Origin of the sequence: Lichenibacterium dinghuense, assembly GCF_021730615.1 — a bacterium.
Taxonomy (GTDB): Bacteria; Pseudomonadota; Alphaproteobacteria; order Rhizobiales; family Beijerinckiaceae; genus Lichenihabitans; species Lichenihabitans dinghuensis.
Window position 1 is genome coordinate 1,484,911 of sequence record NZ_JAJLMN010000001.1, and the last position, 25,728, is coordinate 1,510,638.

Consider the following 25,728-nt stretch of genomic DNA (forward strand, 5'->3'; position numbering starts at 1 on the left):
GGCGCCGCCCCCCGCACCGTTGCGTCGCGGGCCCGCGCGCCGTAGGGGTCGGCCCGGCATACACGGAGACCTCACCCTTGGCGCGCCCGGACCCCGCGATCACGCCCGACATCGTCGCGGCCCACGGCATCAAGCCCGACGAATACGAGCGCTTCGTCGCGCTCCTGGGCCGGACCCCGAGCTGGACCGAGCTCGGCATCGTGTCGGCCATGTGGAACGAGCACTGCTCCTACAAGTCGTCGCGCCTGCACCTTCGCGGGCTGCCCACCGAGGCGCCGTGGGTGATCCAGGGGCCGGGCGAGAACGCCGGCGTGATCGACATCGGCGACGGGCTCGCCTGCGTGTTCAAGATGGAGAGCCACAACCACCCCTCCTTCATCGAGCCCTACCAGGGCGCGGCGACGGGGGTGGGCGGCATCCTGCGCGACGTCTTCACCATGGGGGCGCGGCCCGTCGCCTGCCTCGACGTGCTGCGCTTCGGCTCCCCCAGCCACCCGAAGACGCGCCACCTCGTGGCCGGCGTCGTGGCCGGCATCGGCGGCTATGGCAACTCCTTCGGCGTGCCGACGGTGGGCGGCGGCATCGCCTTCGACGCCTCCTACGACGGCAACATCCTCGTCAACGCCATGGCGGTGGGCATTGCCCGCACGGACGGCATCTTCTATTCCAAGGCGACGGGCGTCGGTCGCCCGATCGTCTATCTCGGCTCCAAGACGGGCCGCGACGGCATCGGCGGCGCCGCCATGGCCTCGGCCGCCTTCGACGACGACGCCCTGGCCAAGCGCCCGACCGTGCAGGTCGGAGATCCTTTCGCCGAGAAACTGCTGCTGGAAGCCTGCCTGGAGCTCATGGCGACCGGCGCCGTGATCGCCATCCAGGACATGGGCGCGGCCGGCCTCACCTCCTCGGCGGTCGAGATGGGCGCCAAGGGCGACCTCGGCATCGAGCTCGACCTCGACGCCGTGCCGTGCCGCGAGCCCGGCATGACGGCCTACGAGATGATGCTGTCCGAGAGCCAGGAGCGCATGCTCATGGTGCTCGACCCCGCGAAGCAGGCCGAGGCCGAGGCCGTATTCCGCAAGTGGGAACTCGACTTCGCGGTGATCGGCCGGACCACGGACACCAAGCGCTTCGTGATCCGCCACGGCGGCGCGGTGAAGGCCGACCTGCCGATCCGCGAGATGGGCGACCAGGCCCCGCTCTACGACCGCCCGCACGTCGAGGGCCCGAAGCGGCCCGTGATCGCGCCCTCCGATGTTCCCGCGCCGATGCGCGACGGCGCGGCCCTGCTCCACCTCATGGGCACGCCCGACCTCGCCTCCAAGCGCTGGGCGTGGCAGCAGTACGACCACCTGATCGGCGGCAACACGGTGATGGGCCCCGGCGCCGGCGACGCCGCCGTGGTGCGCGTCGAGGACGGCCCGAAGGGCCTCGCACTCACGGCCGACGTGACGGCGCGCTATTGCGCGGCCGACCCGCGCGAGGGCGGCCGCCAAGCCGTGGCCGAGGCGTGGCGGAACCTGTCCGCCGTCGGGGCCCTGCCGCTGGCGCTGACCGACAACCTCAACTTCGGCAACCCGGAGAAGCCGGAAGCGATGGGCGAACTCGTCGGCTGCATCCGCGGCATCGGCGACGCGGCCGCGGCGCTCGACTTCCCGATCGTGTCCGGCAACGTGTCGCTCTACAACGAGACCGGCGGGCGCGGCATCCTGCCGACCCCGACGATCGGCGGCGTCGGCCTCGTCGACGACGTGTCGCGCGTCGCCCGATCCGCCTTCACGGCCGAGGGCCTGGCGGTGCTGCTCGTCGGCGAGACGCGCGGCTGGCTCGGCCAGTCCCTCTACCTGCGCGACGTGTGCGGCCGCGCCGAAGGCGCGCCCCCGCCGGTGGACCTCCAGGCCGAGCGCCGCCACGGCGATCTCGTGCGCTCCCTCGTGCGGGCCGGCCGCGTCGCCGCAGTCCACGACCTGTCGGACGGCGGCCTCGCGGTGGGCCTCGCCGAGATGACGCTGGGACACGGCATCGGGGTCAGGCTCGACACCCTTGCTTTAGAAAGGTTGGGCGCGCTCGGCGGGCTGCCGTCCCACGCGGCGCTGTTCGGCGAGGACCAGGGCCGCTACCTCGTGGCCTGCTCCGAGGCCGAGGCCGACGCCATCCTGGAGATGGCCGGCGACGTGCCGGTCGACCGCATCGGCACCACCGGCGGCGCGTCCTTGATCCTGCCCGGCGAGCCCGCCATACAGGTCGACGAGATCCGGCGGGTGCGCGACGAGTGGATGCCGCGCTTCATGGCGGGCGGGCTGGCCCAGGCAGCGGAGTAGACACCATGGCGATGGAAGCGGCCGAGATCGAGCGGCTCATCAAGGAATCCTTCCCCGACGCCCGCGTGGAGATCCGCGACCTCGCGGGCGACGGCGACCATTACGCCGCCACGGTGGTGTCGCCCTCCTTCAAGGGCATGAGCCGCGTGAAGCAGCACCAAGCCGTCTACGCGGCGCTGAAGGGCAACATGGGCGGCGTGCTCCACGCCCTGGCGCTGCAGACCGCGGCTGAGTGAGCGGCGTGATGGCGCTCGCCATCACCCCCGCCCGCACGGCCGCGGACCTCGCCGAGGCGGGCGTGCTGATCCGCGAATACGTGGCCTGGCTCGGCCTCGACCTGTCGTTCCAGCACTTCGACGCCGAGATCGCCGACCTCGCGGCCCGATACGCCCCGCCGGCCGGCGAGCTGCTGCTGGCGCGCGGGGAGGACGGCGCGCCGCTCGGCTGCGTCGGCGTGAAGGCGTTGCCGGCGCGGCCGGGCGCCTGCGAGATGAAGCGGCTCTACCTGCGCGACGCCGCGCGCGGCACCGGCGCGGGCCGCGCGCTGGCCGAGGCCTCGATCGCCGCGGCGCGGGCGCTCGGCTATCGCGAGATGCTGCTCGACACGCTGTCCAGCATGGCGCCCGCGGTGGCGCTCTACCGCGCGCTCGGCTTCGAGAGCGTCTCGGCCTATTACGTCAACCCCGTGCCGGGTGCGGTGTATTTCCGGATGGCGCTGCGATAGCCCGACGCGCCGACGCTCAGCCCACCCCGTCGGCGTCCTGCCCGTCGGGCAGGGCCTCCCGGATCCAGCCCGCGATCGCTCCTGGACCCTCCGTGCCGTTTGGTGCAGACGGTCGGGTGCGCAGGGCCGCCCGACCATCGCTCCGGGCGACGAGACACAGACAGCACGGGAGAGGTCATGCTGAAGGTCATGGCGCTGGCCGGGGCGATGCTGGCCGGCCTCGGCACCGCCTCCGCCGTCGCGCAGCAGGCCGCGCCGCCCCCGCGGCACGACGAGTTCTACTGGCTCGGCGAGATCAACAAGGCCAGCGCCGTCATCAACACGCAGGAGGGTCTGCTCGACCCGGCCCTCGCGCCGCGCATCGCCGCGGGACTCGACGCCGTGCTGAAGGCCGGCGACGCGCCGAACGGGCGCCGCCCCACCCTGGTCATCACCTTCGAGCCGCTGCTGATCGAGGCGGCCGGCGTGGAAGCGACGCTGCTGCACGCCGGACGGTCGAGCCAGGACATGCTGTCCACGATGCGGGCCGCCATCATGCGCGACGAGGCGCTGCGCCTGGCCGAGTCGCTGCGCAAGGTCACGGCGACGCTGGCGCGCCTCGCGCGCGTCCACCAGGACACGGTGGTGCCGAACTACACCAACGGCGTCGCGGCGCAGCCCAACAGCCTCGGCCACGCCTTCCTCGGACACGTCGCCGGGCTGGAGCGCGACGCCGACCGCCTGCAGCAGTTCTACGCGCGGCTCGACCGCTCGCCGATGGGCACCGCCGTGCTCAACGGCACGAGCTGGCCGCTCGACCGCGAGCGCATGGCGCACTACCTCGGCTTCCCGGCCCTCGTCGACAACGCCTACGACGCGGCGCAGATCAGCGCGGCCGAGATGCCCGTCGAGGCCGGCGCGGTGGCGACGAGCATCGCCCTGCACTGCGGCGCCTTCGTGCAGGACGTGATGGGCCAGTACGGTGAGGCCCGCCCGTGGATCCTGCTGCAGGAAGGCGGCGGCAACACCTACGTGTCCTCCGCCATGCCGCAGAAGCGCAACCCGGGCCTGCTCAACGACACGCGGGCCGAAGCCTCGCGCGTGGTGTCGCTCGGCGTCGGGCGCGTGATCGAGGAGCACAACATCCCGCCCGGCATGGCCGACGCCAAGTCGGTGGCCGACAACGCCGCCGTGCTCGGGGGCGCGACGCGCATGCTCGACCTGTGGGACCGCGCGCTGAACGCGCTGGTGATCAGCCCCGACCGCGCGCGCGAGGCGCTGAACAGCGACTGGACCGCCTCGGAGGAGGTGGCCGACGCCCTGATGCGGAAATACAGGCTGCCCTTCCGCGTGGGGCACCACTTCGCCTCCGAGATGGTCGACTACGCGCGGGCCAGGGACATCCGCCCGAGCGACTTCCCCTACGCAGACGCGCGGCGGATCTACGGCGACACGCTGCGCGACATGAAGCTGCCCGCCGGCGAGTTGCCGCTGACCGAGGCGGAGTTCCGCGCCGCCCTCGACCCGGCCGCGATCGTCCGCGACCGCGCGACGAGCGGCGGCCCGCAGCCGGCCGAGATGGCGCGCATGCTGGGCGAGGCGGACGCGCGCGTGGCGGCCGAGGGCGCGTGGATCGCGGCGCGGCGCGGCCGGATCGACGCCTCCCTGGCCTCGCTCGACGCCGACTTCGGCCGGATGCTGCCCCCGCCGCATTGAGCCGGCCCGGCTTTCGCGGCATCGGGTCGGTCGCGCCCGACCGAGCCCGTGTCGCGGAAAGCCGTATGATCCGTCCCTCGATCGGCACCGGAGCGGAGCCGCGGCGGCGCCCTGGTGCGGTTTTCGACCCGCTCCTATATGCTGCGCCAAAGCGGGGCGGCCGGGCCGTGCCGCGACGCGAAAGGATCACGCCATGCCGAGCGCACACGAGACGATCGACGCCGAGGTGAAGAGCAACGACGTGGTGCTCTTCATGAAGGGCACGCCGCAGTTCCCCATGTGCGGGTTCTCGGGCCAGTGCGTGCAGATCCTCGACTACCTCGGCGTGCCCTACAAGGGCGTCAACGTGCTGGAGGACGCCGAGCTGCGCCAGGGCATCAAGGAATACACCAACTGGCCGACCATCCCGCAGCTCTACGTCAAGGGCGAGTTCGTGGGCGGTTGCGACATCGTCCGCGAGATGTTCCAGTCGGGCGAGCTCGGCACCCACCTCGGCGACGCCGGCCTGCCCGTGAAGCAGGGCGCGAACGGCTGAGCCGTTCCGCGACAAATGGCGTGCCGCCTCACCTCGACTTTCGGGGTGCGGCGCAACAGATCTGAGGTCAGCGTCCCTTCCGGCAGCCGACCTCGATGACCGATCACGAACAGAACCGATTCACCGCCCGCGCGGCCCGCTACGCCCGCGTCGGCGCCAACGTCGGCGGCGTCGCGGCCCGGATGGCGGGGACGCGGTTCTTCGGCGGCGACGGCGACGCCGCCAACGCGGCGGCGCTCACCAAGGCTCTCGGCGGCCTCAAGGGCCCGCTGATGAAGGTGGCGCAGCTCCTGTCCACCATCCCGGACGCCATTCCGCAGGAATATGCCGCCGAGCTCGCCAAGCTCCAGAACGAGGCGCCGCCGATGGGCGCCGCCTTCGTGCGCCGCCGCATGGCGGCCGAACTCGGCCTCGACTGGCAGAACCGCTTCGGCTCCTTCGACTTCAAGCCCGCCGCCGCGGCCTCGCTGGGCCAGGTGCACCGCGCGGTCTCGCAGGCCGGCACGCCGCTCGCGTGCAAGCTGCAGTACCCCGACATGGCCTCGGCCGTGGAGGCGGACCTCAGCCAGCTCGAGGTGCTGCTCGCCATCCAGCGGCGCATGAGCCCGGCCATCGACGCGCGCGAGGCCATCAAGGAGATCGGCGCCCGCCTGCGCGAGGAGCTGGACTACCGACGCGAAGCCAAGCACGCCGCCCTCTACGGGCTGATGCTCGACGACGTCGATCAGGTGCGGGTGCCGAAGGTCGATTCTGAGCTGTCGACCGACCGCCTGCTCACCATGGAATGGCTCGACGGCCGCAAGCTCCTCACCTTCAAGGACGAGCCGCTGGAGGTGCGCAACCGCATCGCCGTCGCGATGTTCAAGGCCTGGTGGGTGCCCTTCAGCCATTACGGCGTGATCCACGGCGATCCTCACCTCGGCAACTACACGGTGCGGAGCGAGGGCGACGACGAGGTGGCGGGGATCAACCTGCTCGACTACGGCTGCATCCGCATCTTCCCGCCGAAGTTCGTGGCGGGCGTGGTCGACCTCTACGAGGGCCTGCGCTCGAACGATCAGGCGCGCATCGTCCACGCCTACGAGACCTGGGGCTTCAAGAACCTCAGCCAGCCGCTGATCGACACGCTGAACATCTGGGCCGGCTTCATCTACGGGCCGATCCTCGACGACCGCGTCCGCACGGTGGCCAACGGCGTCGAGCCCGGCCAGTACGGCCGCAAGGAGGCCTTCCAGGTCCACCAGGCGCTGAAGCAGCACGGCGGCATCACCGTGCCGCGCGAGTTCGTCTTCATGGACCGCGCCGCCGTGGGCCTCGGTGCCGTGTTCCTGCACCTCAAGGCCGAGCTGAACTTCTACGCGCAGTTCAACGAGGCCATCGGCGGCTTCGACCAGCGGGTCCTGGCCGACAAGCAGGCCGCGGCGCTGAAGGAGGTCGGGCTGACGCAGTGAGGGCCTCGGCGAGCCGCCGGACCCTCATGCTTAATGGACGGTTCAGGGGCGCGCTCTAAGGATGCCCCCGTCGGCCCGTCATCCGCCGTGGAGTCCATGCCGAGCCTCGTCCGTTTCCTGATCGTGATCGCGGTGCTGGCGGGGCTCGTCTACGGCGTCATGCTGGCGCTCGTCACCTTCGTCGAGCCCGTGCCCCGCCCCATGGAGCAGGCGGTGCCGGCCGCGAAGCTGAACCCCCCGAAGGCCGGGACGGCGACGCCGTGAGCGCCCCTCCCCTGCTGCAGGTCCCGGCGCCCGGGGCGCTGCGCGACCTGTTCCTCGACATGATCGCGGCCGAGCGCGGCGCCGCGAAGAACACGCTCGACGCCTACGGGCGAGACCTCGCCGACTACCTCGCCTTCCTGGCATCCCACGCCGACCATCCGGTGCGGGCCGAGACGGGTCGGGTGCGCGACTACCTGCTGAAGCTCGACCGTGACGGGCTCAAGCCCTCGTCGGCGGCGCGCCGCCTGTCCGCGGTCCGGCAATTCCACCGCTTCCTGTTCGCGGAGGGCCACCGCGCGACGGACCCCACCACGGTGCTGGAGGGGCCGAAGCGCGGGCGCCCGCTGCCCAAGGTGCTGAGCCCGGACGAGGTCGAGCGCCTGCTCGCGGCGACCCGCGGCGCGCTCGACGACCCCGAGGCGGAGCCGGTGGCGCGGTGGCGCTCGGCCCGCATGGGATGCCTGCTGGAATTGCTCTACGCCACGGGGCTGCGCGTGTCCGAGCTGATGGCCCTGCCCCGCTCGGCGGCCCGCGCCGCGGCCGGCAAGGTCGAGACGCTGACGGTGCGGGGCAAGGGCGGCCGCGAAAGGCTCGTGCCGCTGTCGGGCCCCGCCCGCCGCGCGATCGCGCTCTACCGCGACGCCGCCAGGGCGGCGGGCCTCGCGGCCCTGGAGTCAGGCCCCTGGCTGTTCCCGGCCGACAGCGAGCAGGGCTTCATGACGCGCCAGGCCTTCGCGCGCGACCTCAAGGCCGTGGCAGTGGCGGCCGGCATCGCCGAGGAGCGCGTCAGCCCGCACGTGCTGCGCCACGCCTTCGCGAGCCACCTGCTGCAGAACGGCGCCGACCTGCGCGTCGTGCAGGAGCTGCTCGGCCACGCCGACATCTCCACCACGCAGATCTACACCCACGTGCTCGACGAGCGCATGAAGGCCATGGTGCGCGACCTCCACCCCCTCAATCGCGGGGGCGAGGCCGGTCCGAAGTGAGGCTCCCGCGGCCCGCCCCCTCCGCATGGGAGAGGGGGACGAGCACCGTGTCCGGGCGGGCGGAGGCTCGCGCCCTCACAGGATGAAGCGCGACAGGTCGGCGTTCTTGGCGAGGTCGCCGACGTTCTTCTTCACGTAGTCGCGCGTGACCGTGACCTCCTGGCCCGAGCGGTCCGAGGCCGTGAAGGAGATCTCGTCGAGCACGCGCTCCATCACGGTCTGCAGCCGCCGCGCGCCGATGTTCTCGACCGTGGAGTTCACCTCCACCGCGACCCGCGCCAGCTCGTCGATCGACTCGGGGAGGAAGTCGAGCCTCAAGCCCTCGGTCTCCATCAGCGCCACGTACTGCTTGATGATCGAGGCCTCGGTGTCGGTGAGGATGCGGCGGAAGTCCTCCTCGGTCAGCGCCTGGAGCTCCACGCGGATCGGCAGACGGCCCTGCAGCTCCGGCAGGAGGTCGGAGGGCTTCGACACGTGGAAGGCGCCGGACGCGATGAACAGGATGTGGTCGGTCTTCACCGGGCCGTGCTTGGTCGGCACCGTGGTGCCCTCGATCAGCGGCAGCAGGTCGCGCTGCACGCCCTCGCGCGAGATTCCGCCCTCTCCGCCCCGGCCGTCGCGGGCGCAGATCTTGTCGATCTCGTCCAGGAACACGATGCCGTTGTTCTCGACCTCGTGGATGGCCTGCCGCGTCACCGCCTCGGGGTCGAGCAGCTTCTCGCTCTCCTCCGCGAGCAGCGGCGCGTGGGCGTCCCGCACCGACAGGCGGCGCGGCTTGGTCGACTTGCCGCCCATCTTGCCGAAGATGTCGCCGATCGAGATCGCGCCGACGGAGGCGCCCGGCATGTTGGGCAGCTCCATCATGGGCAGGGTCGGGCCCGGCGCCGCCACCTCGATCTCGACCTCCTTGTCGTCGAGCTCGCCGGCGCGCAGCCGCTTCCTGAAGCTGTCGCGGGTCGCGGGCGACGACTTCTCGCCCACCAGCGCGTCGAGCAGCCGCTCCTCGGCGGCCACCTGGGCGCGGGCCTCCACGTCCTTGCGCTTCGCCTCCTTGACGAGGCCGATGCCGATCTCGACGAGGTCGCGCACGATCTGCTCGACGTCGCGGCCGACGTAGCCGACCTCGGTGAACTTGGTAGCCTCGACCTTGAGGAAGGGCGCGTTGACGAGCTTCGCCAGGCGCCGCGAGATCTCGGTCTTGCCGCAGCCGGTCGGCCCGATCATCAGGATGTTCTTGGGCAGCACCTCGTCGCGCATCGGCCCGGTGAGCTGCAGGCGGCGCCAGCGGTTGCGCAGCGCGATCGCGACGGCGCGCTTGGCGTCGTTCTGGCCGATGATGTGCCGGTCGAGCTCCGACACGATCTCGCGGGGGGAGAAGTCAGGCATGGTCCCTCAGCCCCCGATCGTTTCGACGACGAGGTTCTCGTTGGTGTAGATGCAGATCTCGGCGGCGATCCTCATGCCCTTGCGCACCACGGCCTCGGCGGAAAGGTCGGTGTCGATGAGGGCGCGGGCCGCCGCCAGCGCGTAGTTGCCGCCCGAGCCGATGGCCGCGACGGCGCCGTGCTCGGTCATCTCGGGCTCCAGCACGTCGCCGGTGCCGGTGAGGACGAGCGCGGTCTTGTCGTCGGCCACCAGCATCATGGCCTCGAGGCGGCGCAGGTAGCGGTCCGTGCGCCAGTCCTTGGCGAGCTCGACGGAGGCGCGCAGCAGCTGGCCGGGGAACTGCTCCAGCTTGGCTTCGAGCCGCTCGAACAGCGTGAAGGCGTCGGCGGTTGCCCCCGCGAAGCCGGCGATCACGGCGCCCTTGGCGAGGCGCCGCACCTTGCGGGCGGAAGCCTTCATCACGGTCTGGCCGAAGGACACCTGCCCGTCGCCGCCGATCACGGTGAGGCCGCCCTTCTTCACCATCAGGATCGTGGTGGCGTGGAAGGGCTGGCTCGGCTCGTTTCCGTGGGGCATCGGGGTCTCCGGAGGGGAGCCCCGGACGTATGGGCGCCGGCGAGGGCTTGCAAGGCCGGAGCGCGCGGCCCCAAGGGATCGAAGGGCCTCGGCCCTTCGCGGGGTGCGGGGCGGCGCCCCGCAGAGGTCCCGCGGCAGGACCTCCGTGACCGACGCGACGCCGCCCCGACCGAAAGAAGCCGCTTTGCTGGCGCAAGGTAGGTCCGTTAACCCTGTCGGCGGCGCCCGATGCGCCCTTCGCGGTCCCCGAGATGCCCCTCCGATGAAACGTCCCCTCCAGGCCCTCGCAGCCTCGGCCCTCCTGGCGCTGCCGGCCGCGGCGGCCCCCGCTCCGGCCCCGGTGGCGGAGCCCACGCCGATCCACCTGAAATACGGCGTGGCCCTGATCGGCCTGCCCATCGGGACCGCCACGGTGGACGGCACGGTGGGCGCGAAGGACTACAAGCTGTCGGGCACCGGCAAGCTCACCGGCATCGCGGGCGTGCTGGTCGACACCAAGGGCGCCGTGACCGCGACCGGCAACCTCCACGACGGCCGCGTGGTGCCGTCGGGCTTCGCCGCCACGGCCGGGACGCCGCACTACCTGCTCACCATCCGCATGTCCGAGGACAAGAACGCGGCCACCCAGGTCGAGATCAACCCGGCCTACACGCAGACGCCGGACCGCATCCCGATCACGCCCGCCGACAAGCGCGGCATCATCGACCCGATGAGCTCCTTCATCATGCCGGTGCCGGGCACCGGCGAGCTGCTCGGGCCGGCGGCCTGCGACCGCACCCTGCCGCTGTTCGACGGCGGCGTGCGCTTCGATATCAACCTGAGCTTCAAGCGCGTGCAGCAGGTGGCGACGCCCGCCTACACGGGCCCGGTCGCGGTCTGCGGCGCGCGCTACCGGCCGATCTCGGGCTACCGGCCCGACCGGCCGGTCAACAAGTTCATGATCGACAACAAGGACATGGAGGTGTGGCTGGCGCCGGTCGGCACCACGCGCTTCGTGTACCCCCACCACCTCGCGGTGATGAGCATGATCGGCATGGTCACGATCGACGCCACCGAGGCCGCGGTCGGCGCCCCCGCCAAGGCCGCGGCGGCGCACTGAGGAAGGTCTCCCCCGCTCATCCCCGCGCGCCCGCGGCGCCTTGAATTACGCGGCGCGCCGGCTGACATAGGGGGTGCCGGCCCCTCCGGGCCGCGCCTGCGGAGCGGGTCCCGACCTCAGGGCCGGGGCTGATCGGTCTCAGTTCATCGATCGTCGAGGCCCGTCCACCGCCGATGGATCACCAGAACCGCCACGCGCCGGGCGCCCTCGCCGGAGCCCTGCGGGGCGTCCGCGACCAGGTCCGGGCCCGCACCGTCACGGCCGTCCTCGGCCCCACCAACACCGGCAAGACCCACTTCGCCATCGAGCGCATGCTGGCGCACCCGTCGGGCATCATCGGCCTGCCGCTGCGCCTGCTCGCCCGCGAGGTCTACGGCCGCGTCGTCGAGAAGGTGGGGGCCGAGCACGTCGCGCTGATCACCGGCGAGGAGAAGATCAAGCCGCGCCACCCGCGCTACTGGATCTGCACCGTCGAGGCCATGCCGCGCGACCTCGACGCGTCCTTCGTCGCCATCGACGAGATCCAGCTCTGCCAGGACTTCGACCGCGGCCACGTCTTCACCGACCGGCTGCTGCACAGGCGCGGCCTCGCCGAGACGTTGGTGCTCGGCGCCGGCACGATGCGGCGCATGATCGAGAAGCTGCTGCCCGGCGTCACGATCGTCGAGCGGCCGCGCCTGTCGAACCTCACCTTCGCGGGCGAGAAGAAGCTGTCGCGCCTGCCCCACCGCACCGCCATCGTGGCCTTCTCGGCCGACGAGGTCTACGCCATCGCGGAGCTCATCCGCCGCCAGCGCGGCGGCGCCGCCGTGGTGCTGGGGGCCCTGTCGCCCCGCACCCGCAACGCCCAGGTGGCGATGTACCAGAACGGCGACGTCGACTACCTCGTCGCCACCGACGCCATCGGCATGGGCCTCAACCTCGACGTCGACCACGTCGCCTTCGCGGGCGAGCGCAAGTTCGACGGCTGGCAGTACCGGCGCCTCAACGCGGCCGAGATCGGCCAGATCGCCGGCCGTGCCGGCCGCCACGTCAAGGACGGCACCTTCGGCACCACGGGCCGCTGCCCGGGCTTCGAGGAGGAGCTGGTCCAGGCCCTGGAGGAGCACCGCTTCGACCCCGTGACCACGCTGCAGTGGCGCAACTCGGACCTCGACTTCTCGTCGGTCGGGAGCCTGCAGGCCTCGCTGGAGATCTTCCCGAACGAGCAGGGCCTGACCCGCGCGCCGCTGGCCGAGGACGTGCTGGTGCTCGACATCGCGGCGCGCGACGAGACCGTGCGCCGCGTCGCCAAGACGCGGGCCGACGTCCAGCGCCTGTGGGAGACCTGCCAGGTGCCGGACTACCGCAAGGTGTCGCCCGCGGCCCACGCCGAGTTCGTGCTCGCGCTCTACGGCTACGTTGTGCGGGCCGGCCGCATCCCGGACGTCTGGTTCGGCGCGCAGGCGTCGCTCTACGACCGCACCGAGGGCGACATCGACGCCCTGTCGGCGCGCATCGCCCAGGTCCGCACCCTCACCTACATCGCCAACCGGCCGGACTGGCTCGGCGATCCCGAGCATTGGCAGGGCGTCACGCGTCAGATAGAGGATCGGCTGTCCGATGCCCTGCACGAGAGACTGGCCCAGCGCTTCGTCGACCGGCGGACGAGCGTGTTGATGCGGCGCCTGAGAGAGAACGCGATGTTGGAAGCGGAGATCACGGCCGGCGGCGACGTGATGGTGGAAGGCCAGCACGTCGGCCAGCTGCACGGGTTCCGGTTCACGCCCGACCCGCAGGCCGCCGGCGAGGCCGCCCGCGCACTCAACGCCGCCGCCCTGAAGGCCCTCGGCGGCGAGATCGAGGCCCGCGCCGACCGCTTCTCGGCCGCCGTGGACGACAGTTTCGCGCTCGCCAACGACGGCACCATCCGCTGGCTCGGCGACCCCGTGGCCAAGCTCGCGGCCGGCGACAAGCTCCTGGCCCCCCGCGCCCGCATCGTGGCCGACGAATACCTCACAGGCCCGGCGCTCGACACGGTGCAGCGCCGGCTCGATCTGTGGCTGGCCCAGCACGTCAAGAAGCACCTCGGCGTGCTGTTCGAGCTCGAAGCCGGCGAGGGCCTCGACGGCATCGTGCGCGGCATCGCGTTCCAGGTCGCCGAAGCGCTCGGCGTGCTGGAGCGCTCGCGCGTCGCCGAGGAGATGAAGGGCCTCGACCAGACGGCGCGCGGCACGCTGCGCAAGCTCGGCCTGCGCTTCGGCGCCTACCACATCTACCTGCCCGCGCTGGTGAAGCCGGCGCCGCGCGCGCTGGCGGCCCAGCTCTGGGCACTGCGCCACGGCGGCGTCGAGACCGCCAAGGGGCTCGACGAGGTGCCGCACCTCGCAGCCTCCGGCCGCACCTCCTTCGTGGCCGACCCCGAGGTGCCGAAGGGCCTCTACCGCGCCGCCGGCTTCCGCGTCTGCGGCGCCCGCGCGGTGCGGGTCGACATCCTGGAGCGGCTGGCCGACCTGATCCGCCCCGCCATCGCGTACCGCCCCGGCACCACGCCCGGCGCGCCGCCGCCCGGCACCGCCGACGCGGACGGCTTCGTCACCACCGTGCAGATGACCTCGCTGGCCGGCTGCTCGGGCGAGGACTTCGCGTCGATCCTCAAGGCGCTCGGCTACGTGCTCGACCGCCGCCCCGGCCCCGCCATCACGGTGCCGCTGCTGCCCGCCGCGCCGGTGTCGCCCGTCGTGCCGCTGGCGCCGACCCCGGCCGCCGCCGAACCCGCCGTCGAGGTCGAGCCCGCCCCGACCGCGGGGCAGGCCGACGCGGATCAGGCGGCCGCCGACCAGCAGGCCGACGCGGATCAGGCGGCCGCCGACCAGCAGGCCGCCGCGGGCGAGCCCGTCGAGGGTCTGCCGCCCGACGCCGAGGCCGCGCCGGTCGAGGCCGAGGAGGGCCGCGCCGAGATCCCGGTCGACGACGGCGCGCTGATCGAGGGCACCGGCCTGTCCCGTTCCGCCGAGGTGCCGGCCGAGCCCGACGCCGTCACGGTGTCGGACGCCGAGGAGCATCCCGCCGAACCGGCTCCGGCCGAGGCTCCGGCTTCGGAGGAGGCGGCCTCCCCCGAGGCGGTCGCGGAACCCGAGCTGGCTCCGGCTGCCGAGGCCGCGCCCTCCACCACCGAGGCTACGGGCGAGGCCACCACCGAATCCGCCCCGGACGCCATCGCGGCTGAGGCCGGCGTCGGCGACGAGGCTGTCGCCGAGGCCGCACCCGACGTTCCCGCCGCGCCGGCCGAGCCGGTGCTGATCGAGGTTTGGCGCCCGCACCGCACCAACCACCATTCGCAGCGCCGCCCCGAGGGGCGCGGCCCGCGCCGCGACGGCGGCCGCCCCGACCACCGCCGCGGCCCGGCCCGGCCGGCCGGCGAGGGCGCCGCGGCGGCCGGGGGCCAGGCCGCGGACGGCCAGACGGCAGGCGGCGAGCGCCGCGACGACCGGCGCTTCGGCCGGCCGCGGCCCGACAACCGCGGGCCCGGCGGCGACCGCCGCTTCGACCGCCGCCCGCAGCACGCCGCCGACGGCGCCGCCCCCCAGGCTGCGGCGGACGGCGCGCCCGCGGAGGCGCGGGCCGCCCGCCCGGCGCGCGACTTCAACGCGCCGCCCCGCAACGGCGCCGGCAAGCCCCGCTTCGACGGGCGCGGCGGCGACCGGGGTGGGGACCGCGGGGGTCCGCGCCGCGACGGGCGGCGCGAGGACCGCGGCCCGCAGAACTTCTCCACCGAGGCGCCCCGCCCGGCGCCGCGCGACCGCCAGCCCGACCCCAACTCGCCCTTCGCCAAGCTGATGGCGCTCAAGGTCGAGATGGAGCGCGGCAAGAAGGAATCCTGACCCCGCTTGCCCGGCACCGCCCCTCCCCCGGCGGGTTCGGAGCCCGCGCGCCAGCGCCTCGACAAGTGGCTCTGGTTCACGCGCGTGGTGAAGACCCGCTCCCTGGCGGCCCGGCTGGTGACGGAAGGGCATGTGCGGATCAATTCGGTGCGGGTCGAGACCGCGTCGAAGTCCGTCAAGCCCGGCGACGTCGTCACGGTGGCGCTGGAGCGCCACGTCCGCGTGCTGAAGGTGCTGGCGGGCGGCGAGCGGCGCGGCCCCGCCCCGGAAGCGCAGACCCTCTACGAGGACCTGGCGCCGCGCCCGCCCCGCGCGGCCGGGTCGCCCGGCCCCGAGGACGCGGCGGAGGGCGAGGAGGCGGACGACTGAGCCCGGCGCGGCATCGTCGACCGGGCCGCGCGCTTGCACGCGCGGGTCAAACTGGCTAGCACGGGCCCCTGGTGAGCCCGAGGGCCCCCGCCGCGCCACCACATCGCGCCCGCGGCTGCGAAGAGCGCGCAAAGGACAGGACATGACCTACGTCGTCGTCGAGAACTGCATCAAGTGCAAGTACATGGATTGTGTCGAGGTGTGCCCCGTGGATTGCTTCTACGAGGGTGACAACATGCTCGTGATCCACCCCGACGAATGCATCGACTGCGGCGTGTGCGAACCCGAGTGCCCCGCCGAGGCGATCAAGCCCGACACCGAATCGGGCCTGGAGAAGTGGCTCGGCCTCAACGCCGAATACGCCAAGTCCTGGCCCAACATCTCCGTGAAGAAGGAGCCGCCCGCCGACGGCAAGGAATGGGACGGCAAGCCCGGCAAGGCCGAGCTGTTCTCCCCCGTGGCCGGCTCCGGCGACTGAATCTACCCGCCATCGCCGACGCGAAGAGGCTCCCGACGGTCCGCCCGTCGGGAGCCTCTTCGTTTTCGGGTCACGGGCGCCGCTCCCGTCGGGATGGCGCGATGGCGTCGCTGACTTGGCCTCGTCCTCTCCCCTGTCACCCCGGCCTCGAGCCGGGATCCAGCGGTGCGTCCAGGCACGACCTGCGCGGGTCGCATCCCGTCGGACCGACCGGATCCCCGGGTCGACGCTGCGCTCCGCCCGGGAAGACAGCGCCGTCCCGTCAGAACTGCACGACGCTCCTGATCGACTTGCCCTCGTGCATCAGGTCGAAGGCGTCGTTGATCTTCTCCAGCGGCATGGTGTGGGTGATCAGGTCGTCGATGTTGATCTTGCCGTCCATGTACCAGTCGACGATGCGCGGCACGTCGGTGCGGCCGCGGGCGCCGCCGAAGGCCGAGCCGCGCCACACGCGGCCCGTCACCAGCTGGAACGGCCGGGTGGAGATCTCCTGGCCGGAGGGCGCCACGCCGATGATGATCGACTCGCCCCAGCCGCGGTGGCAGCATTCCAGCGCCTGGCGCATCGTGTGGATGTTGCCGACGCATTCGAAGGAGAAGTCGGCGCCGCCGCCCGTGACGTCGACGATCGCCTGCACGACCTTGTCGCGCCCGACCTCGTCGGGATTGATAAAGTCGGTCATGCCGAACTTCCGCGCCATCTCGGCCTTGGCGGGGTTGAGGTCGACGCCGATGATCCGGTTCGCGCCCACCATGCGGGCGCCCTGGATCACGTTGAGGCCGATGCCGCCGAGGCCGAACACCACCACGTTGGCGCCCGGCCACACCTTGGCGGTGTAGACCACCGCGCCGAGGCCCGTCGTGACGCCGCAGCCGATGTAGCAGATCTTGTCGAAGGGCGCGTCCTCGCGGACCTTGGCGAGCGCGATCTCGGGCAGCACGGTGAAGTTCGAGAAGGTCGAGCAGCCCATGTAGTGGAAGATCTCGCCCCCGTCGCAGGAGAAGCGGCTGGTGCCGTCCGGCATCACGCCCTGGCCCTGCGTCGCGCGGATGGCGGTGCACAGGTTGGTGCGCTGGCTGAGGCAGCTTTTGCACTGCCGGCATTCGGGCGTGTAGAGCGGGATCACGTGGTCGCCGACCTTGACGCTCGTCACCCCGGCGCCGACCTCGCGCACGACGCCGGCGCCCTCGTGGCCGAGCACGGCCGGGAACTTGCCCTCCGAGTCGAGGCCCGACAGCGTGTAGGCGTCCGTGTGGCAGATGCCCGTCGCCATGTTCTCGACCAGCACCTCGCCGGCCTTGGGGCCGCCGATCTCGATGGTCTCGATCGTCAGCGGCTTGTTGGCGGCCCAGGCGACGGCGGCGCGTGTCTTCATGGCGGTCCCGGCGGAGTTCGATGGATCTGGCGGGACAATAGAGGCAGCCCGCGCGCTTGGCTATGCGGACCGGCCGCGCGCCCCCGCGGCGGGCGGGGCGCGCCGGGGTTGCATTGCGGCAGGGGCGCCGGCGCTCTACACCCGTAGCGCCCGTGGAGCCGCCGCGGGCGAATCGCGACCTGGACCATGACCAAGATCACCAAGGCCTTCGAGATCCAGAAAGCGATCGCGGACGACATCGTGCACGGGCGGCGGGCCCCCGGCACGTCGCTCGACGAGACGGTGCTGGCGCGCGAGTTCGCGGTGTCGCGCACGCCCATCCGCGAGGCGATCCGCCAGCTGGAGATGACCGGCCTCGTCGAAGCGCGGCCGCACCGCGGCGCCGTGGTCTGCGACGTGTCGCCCGAGCGCCTCGACGACATGTTCACGGTGATGCGCGAGCTGGAAGCGCTCTGCGCCCGGCTCGCCGCCGCCGCCATGACGCCGGAGGACCGCGCGAGCCTGCGGGCGCAGCACGACGCCTCCGCGGCGCTGGTGTCGGGCGACCGGCCGGCCGACTACGCGGCCTCGAACGACGAGTTCCACGACCTGCTCTACGACGCGTCGCGCAACGCGTTCCTGGCGGAGGTCACGCGCCAGGTGCGCCTGCGCCTGTCGCCGTTCCGGCGCGTGCAGATCGAGGGCCCCGGCCGCATGGCGCACAGCTTCGAGGAGCACGAGCGCATCGTCGCCGCCATCGAGCGCGGCGACGCGGCGGCGGCCGAGGCCGAGATGCGGACCCACCTCGGCGAGGTCCGCCATTCCGTGGACGAGATCGACCGCGGCGAGACCGCCGAGGCGGCGAGGCCGCGCCGCCCCCGCGCCGCCAAGGGCTGAGCGGCGCGGCGCGGGACCGGTCAGGCGCGCGAGAAGACGATCTTCTGCGCGCCCTGCCAGAGCGCCATCTTGCCCAGCGCCGCCAGGTTCTCCGTGCCCGACGTGATCGTGATGAAGTGGTTGCCGGCGAGCTGGCCCATCTTGCAGGCGAAGTGGACGCCGCCGTAGGCCAGCAGGATCTCGGTCTCGCTGATGCCGCCCGGATACAGGATGATCTGCCCCGGCGCGGGATAGCTCGTGTGGTTCTCGTAGCCGACCGCGAAATCCATGTCGCCGAGCGGGATCCACACGCCTTCGCCGCTCCAGCGCACGTGGACGACCTGGCTCTCGAAGGGCAGCCGCGACAGGAAGGACGCGCAGGTCTTCGGCGCCAGCGCCTCCTCGAGCCTCGCCCCGAACGTGAAGGGGCCGGCCGTGATCTTGAGCTCGGTCATGTGTCGCAAACTTCCCGCCGGCCCCGCGCCGGCGGGCGCGAGCGTGCACGGATCACGCCACCGATCAAGCCGGCACGGTGGACCGGGCCACCGCCGGCCCCGACACGGTCGCGACCAGGCCCCCGCTGGCCCGGTTGCGCAGGGTCAGCGCCAGCCCGTGGCGGCGCGCGATGGCGCGGCAGATGGCGAGGCCGAGCCCCGTCCCCTCCGGCACTAGGCCCGGCGCCCGGAAGAAGCGGTCGAACACGCGCGGCAGCAGCTCCTCGGGGATGCCGCAGCCCGTGTCGGCCACCTCGACGATGACCCGGTCCCCGTCGATCCGCACCCCCACGTCCACCACGCCGCCGGGCGGCGTGTAGCGCACGGCGTTCTCGATCAGGTTGGACACCAGGAGGTGGACGTCGCGCTCGACCCCGCCGAGGCGCGCCGGCTCGGAGCAGACGAGGCCGAGGTCGATCTCCTTGCTCTCCGCCAGCGTCACGAAGTCGGCCATGCATTCGACGACCAGCGCGGCCATGTCGATCTCGCGCTCCTCGCCCGGCCGGTCGCCCGACTCGTAGCGGGCCATGCGCAGCAGCTGGTCGACCAGCGCCGAGGCCCGGCCCGCACCGCGCGCCAGCTCCGGCAGCGCCGCGTCGAGCTCGGCTCGGTCGGCCTTGAGGAGGTCGATCTGCAGGCGCAGCGCGGTGAGCGGGGTGCGCAGCTCGTGGGCGGCGTCGGACAGGAACTGCTTCTGCTGGTCGAGGCTGAGGCGCCAGCGGCCGATCAGGGCGTTCATGGCCTCGACCAGGGTCGAGAACTCGTCCGGCACGCCGACGAGGTCGATCGCCGTCCGGCTCTCGACGCCGCGCGCCGCGATGGCGCCGGCGAGCCGCGCCAGGCTGTTCAGCATCTGCCCGAGCCCCCAGCCGATCAACAGCCAGCCGAGCGGGATGGTGACCAGGATCGGCAGCGAGGCCTCCAGCGCCGCCGTGCGGGCCAGGCGCTGGCGCGGGCTGGCGCGCTGCGACACCTGCACGGTGCTGGCGCCGCTGGCCTCGATGTAGCTGCGCCAGCGCTCGCCGCCGACCCGCGCGTCGCCGAAGCCCGGAGCGGGCGGGGCCGGGATCACCAGGGCGGGATCCGAGGTGTAGACGAGCGCGCCCGCCGCGTCGCGCACCTGGATCAGGACGTCGCGGTTCTCGCCGTAGACCTGCGCGCGGGTCGAGCGGACGGACAGGTTGGGCCCGGAATAGAAGGCGATGAGGCGCAGTTCCTCATCGAGCAGCCGGTCCGCGTCGGAGATGTCGATCGCGTAGGCGATGGCGGCGGCCGTGAGGCCGATCACGGTCAGGCCCAGCGTCATCCAGGTCAGCGCCCGGCGGCGCACCGACATGCGCCCGAACAGGCTCCACGGGTTCTCGGCCGCCACGCGAACGCCGGTCCTCAGGCGCGCAGCACCATCCAGCCGGCGCCGCGCACGTTGTGGATGATGTCCTTGTCGAACCGCTTGCGCAGCGAGTGGATCAGCACGTCGAGAGCGTTGCTCTCGACCTCCTCGCCCCAGCCGTAGAGCCGCTCCTCGAGCTGGGCACGCGACAGGATGATGCCGGGCCGCTCCAGCAGTGCCCGCATCAGGGCGAACTCCCGCGCCGACAGCACGCGGCTCTGCTCCTTGTAGGTCAGCTCGTGGGTGGCGAGGTCCAGCGTCATGGCGCCGGTCTGCAGCATGGAGCGGGCGATGCCGGACCGGCGGCGCAGCACGGCCCGCATGCGGGCCACCAGCTCGCGCATGTCGAACGGCTTGACCATGTAGTCGTCGGCGCCGAGGTCGAGGCCGGAGATGCGGTCGTCGATGTCGTCGCGCGCCGTGATGACGAGGATCGGCGCCTTGTTGCCGGCCTGGCGGGTCGAGCGCAGCACGTCGACGCCGTTCTTGTCGGGCAGGTTGAGGTCGAGCAGCACGGCGGAATAGTCGTTGGTGGTCAGCGCCTCCTCGCCCTCGACGCCGCTGCGCGTCCAGTCGACCACCATGCTCTCGTTCTGCAGGGCCTGCTTCAGGCTCTTGCCGATCATCAGGTCGTCTTCGATGAGGAGCACCCGCATGGGATCGGTCCGGCTGGCGTTGAGGACGCATCGTTGAAGCGCCTCGGGGGCGAGCGCGTCAAGGGCGGCCGCGCTCCGTCGTCGACGCGCTTCGAGGGCGGGCGCCCAGCGTCGGGCCGATGGCGGGCGCGAAGGCGGCGGCGGCGGCCGTGTTCGACTGTTTCGCGCGGAACGGTCGGACCGCGGTCGAGCGCCGGGTCGGGGCCGCCTAGTCGCTGTGGCGCGAGGGCCCGGCGCCGAGGCGGACCGCCTCCCGCGCGCTTGACGGACGCGCGGGTGAAATCCTACAAAGCGGACACAACGTTCGGCAGACCGAACGCGACCGGGACGACTTCGTGGCGACCAGCGCAGCCAGACCCCTGCCCCACCGCGAAGCGGAGACGCCCACCAGCCTCGTCATGACCTTCCCGGCGGACCGGCCGCTGCGGCTCGACTCCGGCGCCGCGGTGGCGCCGCTGACCGTCGCCTACCAGACCTACGGGACGCTGAACGCCGCGAAGAGCAACGCCGTGCTGGTGTGCCACGCGCTCACCGGCGACCAGCACGTGGCCAACGTCAACCCCGTCACCGGCAAGCCCGGCTGGTGGGGCGCCATGGTGGGGCCGGGCCGGCCGATCGACACGGACCGCTTCTTCGTGATCTGCTCCAACGTGGTCGGCGGCTGCATGGGCACCACGGGGCCGGCCTCGACCGACCCTGCGACGGGCCGCGTCTACGGGCTCGACCTGCCGGTCATCACCATCCCGGACATGGTGCGGGCGCAGGCCATGCTGGTCGACGCGCTCGGCATCGACACGCTGTTCTGCGCCATCGGCGGCTCGATGGGTGGCATGCAGGTGCTGCAATGGGCGTCGGCCTACCCGGAGCGGGTGTTCGCCGCCATGCCGATCGCCACGGCGGCGCGGCATTCGTCGCAGAACATCGCCTTCCACGAGGTCGGCCGGCAGGCCGTGATGGCCGATCCCGATTGGCGGGGCGGGCGCTACCTCGACGCCGGCACGCGGCCCGAGAAGGGCCTCGGCGTCGCCCGCATGGCGGCCCACGTCACCTATCTGTCCGACCAGGCGCTCCACGCCAAGTTCGGCCGCCGCCTGCAGGACCGCGCGGCGCCCACCTTCACCTTCGACGCCGACTTCCAGGTGGAAAGCTACCTGCGCTACCAGGGGCGCAGCTTCGTGGAGCGCTTCGACGCCAACTCCTACCTCTACATGACCCGCGCGATGGACTATTTCGACCTCGCCGAGGACCACGGCGGGCGGCTCGCGGACGCGTTCCGGGGCACGCGGACGCGGTTCTGCGTCGCCTCCTTCACCTCCGACTGGCTGTTCCCGACCGCGGAGTCGCGCGCCGTCGTCCACGCGCTGAACGCGGGCGGCGCCTCTGTGAGCTTCGTCGAGATCGAGACCGACAAGGGCCACGACGCCTTCCTGCTCGACGTGCCGGACCTCATCACCACGTCGCGGGGCTTCATCGCCGCGGCGGCCCGCGCGCGGGGCCTCGCGTGACGCCCGCGCGCCTGACAGGCCTCGACCCCACGGCCGAGCGCCGCCCGACCCGGCGCGAGGACGCGCGCAACGACCTGCGGCTCGTGGCCGAGATGGTGGAACACGGCTCCCGCGTGCTCGACCTCGGCTGCGGCGACGGCGCGCTGCTCAGCCTGCTGGAGGACACCCGCGGGGTGGACGCGCGGGGGCTCGAACTGTCCCAGAGCGGCGTCAACCTGTGCGTCGCGCGCGGCCTGTCCGTGATCCAGGGCGACGCCGACACCGACCTCGCCACCTACCCCGACGACGCCTTCGACTACGTGATCCTGTCGCAGACCCTGCAGGCGACGCACCGGCCGAAGGTTGTGCTGGAGCAGATGCTGCGCATCGGGCGGCGCGCCATCGTGTCCTTCCCGAACTTCGGGCACTGGCGGGTGAGGCTGGCGCTCGGCTTCCGCGGCCGCATGCCCGTGACCGCGACGCTGCCGGTGTCCTGGCACGAGACGCCCAACATCCACTTCTGCACGGTGCGCGACTTCCTCGACCTCGCGGGCGAGGTCGGCGCCACGATCGAGCGCGGCCTCGTGCTCGACCGGCGCGGCCGCGTGATGAGGGACGGCGCGCCGGCGCGCTGGAACCTGTTCGGCGAGCAGGCGGTGTTCCTGCTGCGGCGGTAGGCGTCCGTCCTCCTCCCGCGGGCGGACCGACACGGCCGGGCGCCGCCTCGGGCAGGTCGGACCCGGTCGGACCGGCTGGATCCCGGGTCTCCGCTGCGCTCCGCCCGGGACGACGGCATCGAAACGCCGGCCGGCGGTCGATGCCGCGATCACCTCACCCCAGGTGCTTCTGGATGTCGCCCAGGATCACGAGGTGCTCCTGGACGCGGCCCTTGATGAGTTTGGCGATGTCGGTCTCGGTCTCGTCGTCGGCCACCTTCAGGTAGGCGTCCTGGATGTCGAGCAGCTTCTTGTGCCCCTCGACCTCGGCCTGGACGTAGGCCTTCTCGAACTCCGGCCCGGCCGCCATGTCGCGAAACTTCGCCGCCGCGGCCCGGCCGTCGGCGTCGAGGTCAGCCTCGACCTCGGCGTCGGTCGGCGGCGTGATCGTGCCGGAGGGTTTTCCGCCCGGCGTCATCCGAGCCTTCAGCACGTCGGCGACGCCGTCCTGCTCCGCCGCCTCGAAGTCGGCGAACTGCCGCCCCATGGGATGCCTCAGCTTGGCCTGCGCGATGCGGCTGATGGCCAGCGACTGCGCGCCGGCCGTCATCGTGTCCCTGATGTGCGCCTTGACGGCGTCGGACAGGGTCGGGGCGGGCGCGGCCGACTGGGCCAGCGCGGAGCCGGCCGCGAGCGTGGCGCCGGCGGCGCCGGCCGCGAGGCCGGCCAGCAGGGTGCGGCGTTCCATGGGTCTCTCCTCGAAGGGGCTGCCCGGACCGGGCCGGTCGCCGGGCAGCGATGCCGGGGGCAATGGCGCGACGGCCGACAAGGTTGCGACCGGTTCGCCCGTCGAAGGCTTCCGACCGGCCAATGGAGGCGATGCAGGACTGTGGCCATCGGCTCCTCCACGATCGACGCGTCGCAGTTTCCATCGATCGTGTGCTGAGGTATTGTCCTCGAGGCGATGCGGGATCGCATATGGGCAAACTCCACACGCTCGGTCGTTCGGAGATTTGGGTCTTCGGCCGTGACCATCGTCCCGCCCACTTCCACGTTCTCTATCCCGATGGCGACACCCTGGTCGACATCGTCAGCCTCGCCGTGCTTCGCGGCACGCTGCCCCGTCGGCATCGCCAGGACGTCCTGGCCTGGGCCGCTCTCAATCGAAGCACCCTCGTCGCAGAGTGGAACCGCCTCAACCCCGACCTCCCTGTCTGAGGGATTGCCGATGGACGACATGCCCAAAATCGACGCCGTCGCGGCCGAGGGGTCGACGACGCTCACCGTCGCGTGGCGTGGTGGAGGACGATCGCGCATCGATCTCCGCGACTGGCTCGCCCGTCCGAATCCCGTGCTGGACGTGCTCTCGAACCCTGCGGTCTTCGCGCGCGCGGCCGTCGGCGGGTACGGCGGCATGGTGACCTGGGACGACGGCGAGGGCGACCTCGCTATCGACGCTTGTCACCTCAGGCTGATCGCGGACGAGCAGGCACGGTCCGGCTCCTCGGACGAGGTCGACAGGGTCGGCAGGTCGTCGCCGGCCTGATCGGACGGCGGCTCGCGGTATCGACGCCCGCGAAACCTCGCCACGCACCGGGTCTCGCTGGGGCTCCGGCAGTGTCATGCTCTGCCCGTGAAGCCCGTCGCATCCGCGGGGAGCGCTCTCGACGATCTACGGGCCTTTCCGGAGGTGGCCCGCCGGCATGCCGGCTATCAACTCGACCGCGTTCAGCGCGGGTACGATCCGGACGATCGGAAGCCGATGACGAGCATCGGATCGGGCGTGCGCGAGATCGGAATCGCGAAGGCTTCGGGCGCCTTCCGGGTGATCTATGTGGCCACCCTGGCTGACGCGGTCTGTGTGCTGCATGCGTTCGAGAAGAGCCAGCGGACGTCGCGCCGCGATGTCGAGTTGGCGAAGGCTCGACTGCGCGGAATCGAGGGAAGGTGACGCGATGGAACAGCGCGGCACGCAGGTCTTCGCGAGCGCGTGGGACGCTCTGGAGCCGTCTCCCGAGCAGGCGGCGAGCTTTAGAGTCCGTCCGGGAAGTCAGGCTGCGCAACCTATGCGACGTAGCAGCATCATGACGGACGCAGCGTAGAGGAAGGCCTTTGCGGATGCGATTGTGGCCTCCGGATCCTTCCAGAGGCGTCGATTGCGGCTGATCCAGGCGAAGAAGCGCTCAACCACCCATCGCCGGGGGTGAACCACGAAGCCGACCTGCCCGGGTGGTTTGCGGACGATCTCGACGGCGATGAGCGTGGCGCTGTCCGGCTTGTCGCCGGCGTAGCCCGCGTCGGCGAAGGCCTTGGCGATGAAAGGATATGAACGGCGTGACTGCTTGAGCACCGGCACGGCCCCGTCGCGGTCCTGCACGTCGGCCGGCTGCGGGTCGAGCACCAGGGCGCGGCCGTCCGTGTCGACCAGGGCCTGGCGCTTGCGACCCTTCACCTTCTTGCCCGCGTCGTAGCCCCGCGGACCGCCGCTCTCCGTGGTCTTCACGCTCTGGCTGTCGAGCACGGCCGCGGTGGGCGAAGCCTCTCGCCCGGCCCGCTCGCGATCCAGCATGACGAGATGGTGGTTGATGCCGGCGAACAGGCCCTCATCGCGCCACGCGCTGAAGTAGCCGTACACCGTGCTCTTCGGGGGCAGGTCCTTCGGCAACAGGCGCCAGGGAACGCCGCCCCGCAGCACATAGAAAATGCCGTTCACAATCTCCCGCAACGACCACAGCCGGGGCCGTCCGAGCGGGTTGCCGGGCGGCAACAGCGGTTCGATGACGGCCCATTCGGCGTCGGTCAGATCGGTTGAGTAGCGGAGTTCGGAGCGGCTATGCTGCTCGCGGGTGGCCGGGGTCCACATGGCGGTTCCAGATCAGGTTTCAGCACCCTCCTGGAATCATCTCAGCCCCGGCCACTCAACCCCACGTGCCCTTATCGGACGGACACTTAGGCTGCGGGCGGACATCCTGTCCGCCGTCAAAGCGGCCATCGACGGCTGGAGGGTGACGCGGCCCGAAGCGGCACACCGCCTCGGGCTGACGCGCTCCAGGCTCGACGACCTTGCCGCG

Annotated in this window: 26 protein-coding genes; 18 read left to right on the forward strand and 8 right to left on the reverse strand. The window is 72.1% G+C overall.

Annotated elements, in window-relative coordinates; all coding sequences use genetic code 11:
* Positions 1-77 precede the first annotated feature (77 nt).
* From purL to L7N97_RS07140, 8 genes are all read left to right on the forward strand, one after another.
* Positions 78-2,321 carry a phosphoribosylformylglycinamidine synthase subunit PurL gene (gene purL, locus L7N97_RS07105; protein WP_237477628.1) on the forward strand — a complete coding sequence of 748 codons (2,244 nt, stop codon included), beginning with the start codon at positions 78-80 and terminating at the stop codon, positions 2,319-2,321.
* Positions 2,322-2,326: 5 nt separating this feature from the next.
* Positions 2,327-2,557, forward strand: coding sequence for a BolA family protein (locus L7N97_RS07110; RefSeq protein WP_129227996.1), 231 nt, complete (start codon positions 2,327-2,329; stop codon positions 2,555-2,557).
* Positions 2,558-2,565: 8 nt separating this feature from the next.
* Positions 2,566-3,045, forward strand: coding sequence for a GNAT family N-acetyltransferase (locus L7N97_RS07115; protein WP_237477629.1), 480 nt, complete (start codon positions 2,566-2,568; stop codon positions 3,043-3,045).
* A 177-nt stretch (positions 3,046-3,222) separates the two neighbouring features.
* Positions 3,223-4,740: an argininosuccinate lyase gene (locus tag L7N97_RS07120; RefSeq protein ID WP_237477630.1), complete on the forward strand. Its 1,518-nt coding sequence runs from the start codon at positions 3,223-3,225 to the stop codon at positions 4,738-4,740.
* Positions 4,741-4,933: 193 nt separating this feature from the next.
* Positions 4,934-5,275 (forward strand): Grx4 family monothiol glutaredoxin, encoded by a 342-nt coding sequence (gene grxD, locus L7N97_RS07125; RefSeq protein ID WP_237477631.1) that lies wholly within the window; start codon positions 4,934-4,936, stop codon positions 5,273-5,275.
* A gap of 95 nt (positions 5,276-5,370) precedes the next feature.
* Positions 5,371-6,726, forward strand: a complete 1,356-nt coding sequence (locus L7N97_RS07130) for an ABC1 kinase family protein (protein ID WP_237477632.1) — start codon at positions 5,371-5,373, stop codon at positions 6,724-6,726.
* Positions 6,727-6,822: 96 nt separating this feature from the next.
* Positions 6,823-6,990 carry a histidine kinase gene (locus L7N97_RS07135; RefSeq protein WP_237477633.1) on the forward strand — a complete coding sequence of 56 codons (168 nt, stop codon included), beginning with the start codon at positions 6,823-6,825 and terminating at the stop codon, positions 6,988-6,990.
* Positions 6,987-7,976: a site-specific tyrosine recombinase gene (locus tag L7N97_RS07140; protein WP_342398948.1), complete on the forward strand. Its 990-nt coding sequence runs from the start codon at positions 6,987-6,989 to the stop codon at positions 7,974-7,976. The genes L7N97_RS07135 and L7N97_RS07140 overlap by 4 nt, the downstream gene beginning before the upstream one ends.
* Positions 7,977-8,051: 75 nt before the next feature.
* Here the strand turns inward: L7N97_RS07140 and hslU are convergent, their stop codons facing one another.
* Both hslU and hslV read right to left on the reverse strand, forming a co-directional pair.
* Positions 8,052-9,362 carry an ATP-dependent protease ATPase subunit HslU gene (gene hslU, locus L7N97_RS07145; RefSeq protein ID WP_237477634.1) on the reverse strand — a complete coding sequence of 437 codons (1,311 nt, stop codon included), beginning with the start codon at positions 9,360-9,362 and terminating at the stop codon, positions 8,052-8,054.
* 6 nt (positions 9,363-9,368) lie between these two features.
* Positions 9,369-9,938 (reverse strand): ATP-dependent protease subunit HslV, encoded by a 570-nt coding sequence (gene hslV / locus L7N97_RS07150; protein ID WP_237477635.1) that lies wholly within the window; start codon positions 9,936-9,938, stop codon positions 9,369-9,371.
* A 262-nt stretch (positions 9,939-10,200) separates the two neighbouring features.
* On the opposite strand from hslV, the gene L7N97_RS07155 reads away from it, so the two are divergent.
* The 4 genes from L7N97_RS07155 to fdxA all read left to right on the forward strand — a co-directional run bounded on the left by L7N97_RS07155 (position 10,201) and on the right by fdxA (position 15,747).
* Positions 10,201-11,037 carry a DUF3108 domain-containing protein gene (locus L7N97_RS07155; protein ID WP_237477636.1) on the forward strand — a complete coding sequence of 279 codons (837 nt, stop codon included), beginning with the start codon at positions 10,201-10,203 and terminating at the stop codon, positions 11,035-11,037.
* Between the two features lie 173 nt (positions 11,038-11,210).
* Positions 11,211-14,900, forward strand: coding sequence for a helicase-related protein (locus L7N97_RS07160; RefSeq protein ID WP_237477637.1), 3,690 nt, complete (start codon positions 11,211-11,213; stop codon positions 14,898-14,900).
* A 6-nt stretch (positions 14,901-14,906) separates the two neighbouring features.
* Positions 14,907-15,269, forward strand: a complete 363-nt coding sequence (locus tag L7N97_RS07165; RefSeq protein WP_237477638.1) for an RNA-binding S4 domain-containing protein — start codon at positions 14,907-14,909, stop codon at positions 15,267-15,269.
* Positions 15,270-15,411: 142 nt separating this feature from the next.
* Positions 15,412-15,747, forward strand: coding sequence for a ferredoxin FdxA (gene fdxA, locus L7N97_RS07170; RefSeq protein ID WP_237477639.1), 336 nt, complete (start codon positions 15,412-15,414; stop codon positions 15,745-15,747).
* 262 nt (positions 15,748-16,009) lie between these two features.
* On the opposite strand, the gene L7N97_RS07175 is transcribed toward fdxA, so the two are convergent.
* Entirely contained in the window at positions 16,010-17,122 is a 1,113-nt protein-coding gene (locus tag L7N97_RS07175) for an S-(hydroxymethyl)glutathione dehydrogenase/class III alcohol dehydrogenase (protein WP_237477640.1), read from the reverse strand.
* 186 nt (positions 17,123-17,308) lie between these two features.
* Between L7N97_RS07175 and L7N97_RS07180 the strand changes: the two genes are divergently transcribed.
* Positions 17,309-17,998 (forward strand): GntR family transcriptional regulator, encoded by a 690-nt coding sequence (locus tag L7N97_RS07180; protein ID WP_237477641.1) that lies wholly within the window; start codon positions 17,309-17,311, stop codon positions 17,996-17,998.
* 20 nt (positions 17,999-18,018) lie between these two features.
* Here the strand turns inward: L7N97_RS07180 and L7N97_RS07185 are convergent, their stop codons facing one another.
* From L7N97_RS07185 to L7N97_RS07195, 3 genes are all read right to left on the reverse strand, one after another.
* The gene (locus L7N97_RS07185; RefSeq protein WP_237477642.1) at positions 18,019-18,432 is read right to left on the reverse strand and encodes a DUF3830 family protein; all 414 of its coding nucleotides are present in this window, start codon (positions 18,430-18,432) and stop codon (positions 18,019-18,021) included.
* A gap of 64 nt (positions 18,433-18,496) precedes the next feature.
* Positions 18,497-19,843, reverse strand: coding sequence for a sensor histidine kinase (locus tag L7N97_RS30165; RefSeq protein WP_237477643.1), 1,347 nt, complete (start codon positions 19,841-19,843; stop codon positions 18,497-18,499).
* Positions 19,844-19,857: 14 nt separating this feature from the next.
* The gene (locus L7N97_RS07195; protein ID WP_237477644.1) at positions 19,858-20,517 is read right to left on the reverse strand and encodes a response regulator; all 660 of its coding nucleotides are present in this window, start codon (positions 20,515-20,517) and stop codon (positions 19,858-19,860) included.
* 398 nt (positions 20,518-20,915) lie between these two features.
* Between L7N97_RS07195 and metX the strand changes: the two genes are divergently transcribed.
* Both metX and metW read left to right on the forward strand, forming a co-directional pair.
* Positions 20,916-22,022 carry a homoserine O-acetyltransferase MetX gene (gene metX / locus L7N97_RS07200; protein ID WP_237482090.1) on the forward strand — a complete coding sequence of 369 codons (1,107 nt, stop codon included), beginning with the start codon at positions 20,916-20,918 and terminating at the stop codon, positions 22,020-22,022.
* An 11-nt stretch (positions 22,023-22,033) separates the two neighbouring features.
* Positions 22,034-22,678, forward strand: coding sequence for a methionine biosynthesis protein MetW (gene metW, locus L7N97_RS07205; RefSeq protein WP_428981052.1), 645 nt, complete (start codon positions 22,034-22,036; stop codon positions 22,676-22,678).
* A 154-nt stretch (positions 22,679-22,832) separates the two neighbouring features.
* Here metW and L7N97_RS07210 read toward each other — a convergent pair whose 3' ends face one another.
* Positions 22,833-23,405, reverse strand: coding sequence for a DUF4142 domain-containing protein (locus L7N97_RS07210; RefSeq protein WP_237477645.1), 573 nt, complete (start codon positions 23,403-23,405; stop codon positions 22,833-22,835).
* Positions 23,406-23,635: 230 nt separating this feature from the next.
* On the opposite strand from L7N97_RS07210, the gene L7N97_RS07215 reads away from it, so the two are divergent.
* The 3 genes from L7N97_RS07215 (at position 23,636) to L7N97_RS07225 (ending at position 24,608) form a co-directional block, all read left to right on the forward strand.
* A complete protein-coding gene (locus tag L7N97_RS07215; RefSeq protein ID WP_237477646.1) occupies positions 23,636-23,875 on the forward strand; it encodes a DUF4160 domain-containing protein in 240 nt (79 codons plus the stop codon).
* A 19-nt stretch (positions 23,876-23,894) separates the two neighbouring features.
* Positions 23,895-24,203 (forward strand): DUF2442 domain-containing protein, encoded by a 309-nt coding sequence (locus tag L7N97_RS07220; protein ID WP_237477647.1) that lies wholly within the window; start codon positions 23,895-23,897, stop codon positions 24,201-24,203.
* An 87-nt stretch (positions 24,204-24,290) separates the two neighbouring features.
* Positions 24,291-24,608 (forward strand): type II toxin-antitoxin system RelE/ParE family toxin, encoded by a 318-nt coding sequence (locus L7N97_RS07225; protein ID WP_237477648.1) that lies wholly within the window; start codon positions 24,291-24,293, stop codon positions 24,606-24,608.
* Between the two features lie 99 nt (positions 24,609-24,707).
* Here L7N97_RS07225 and L7N97_RS07230 read toward each other — a convergent pair whose 3' ends face one another.
* Positions 24,708-25,520, reverse strand: coding sequence for an IS5 family transposase (locus L7N97_RS07230; protein WP_237477649.1), 813 nt, complete (start codon positions 25,518-25,520; stop codon positions 24,708-24,710).
* Positions 25,521-25,728: the final 208 nt, after the last annotated feature.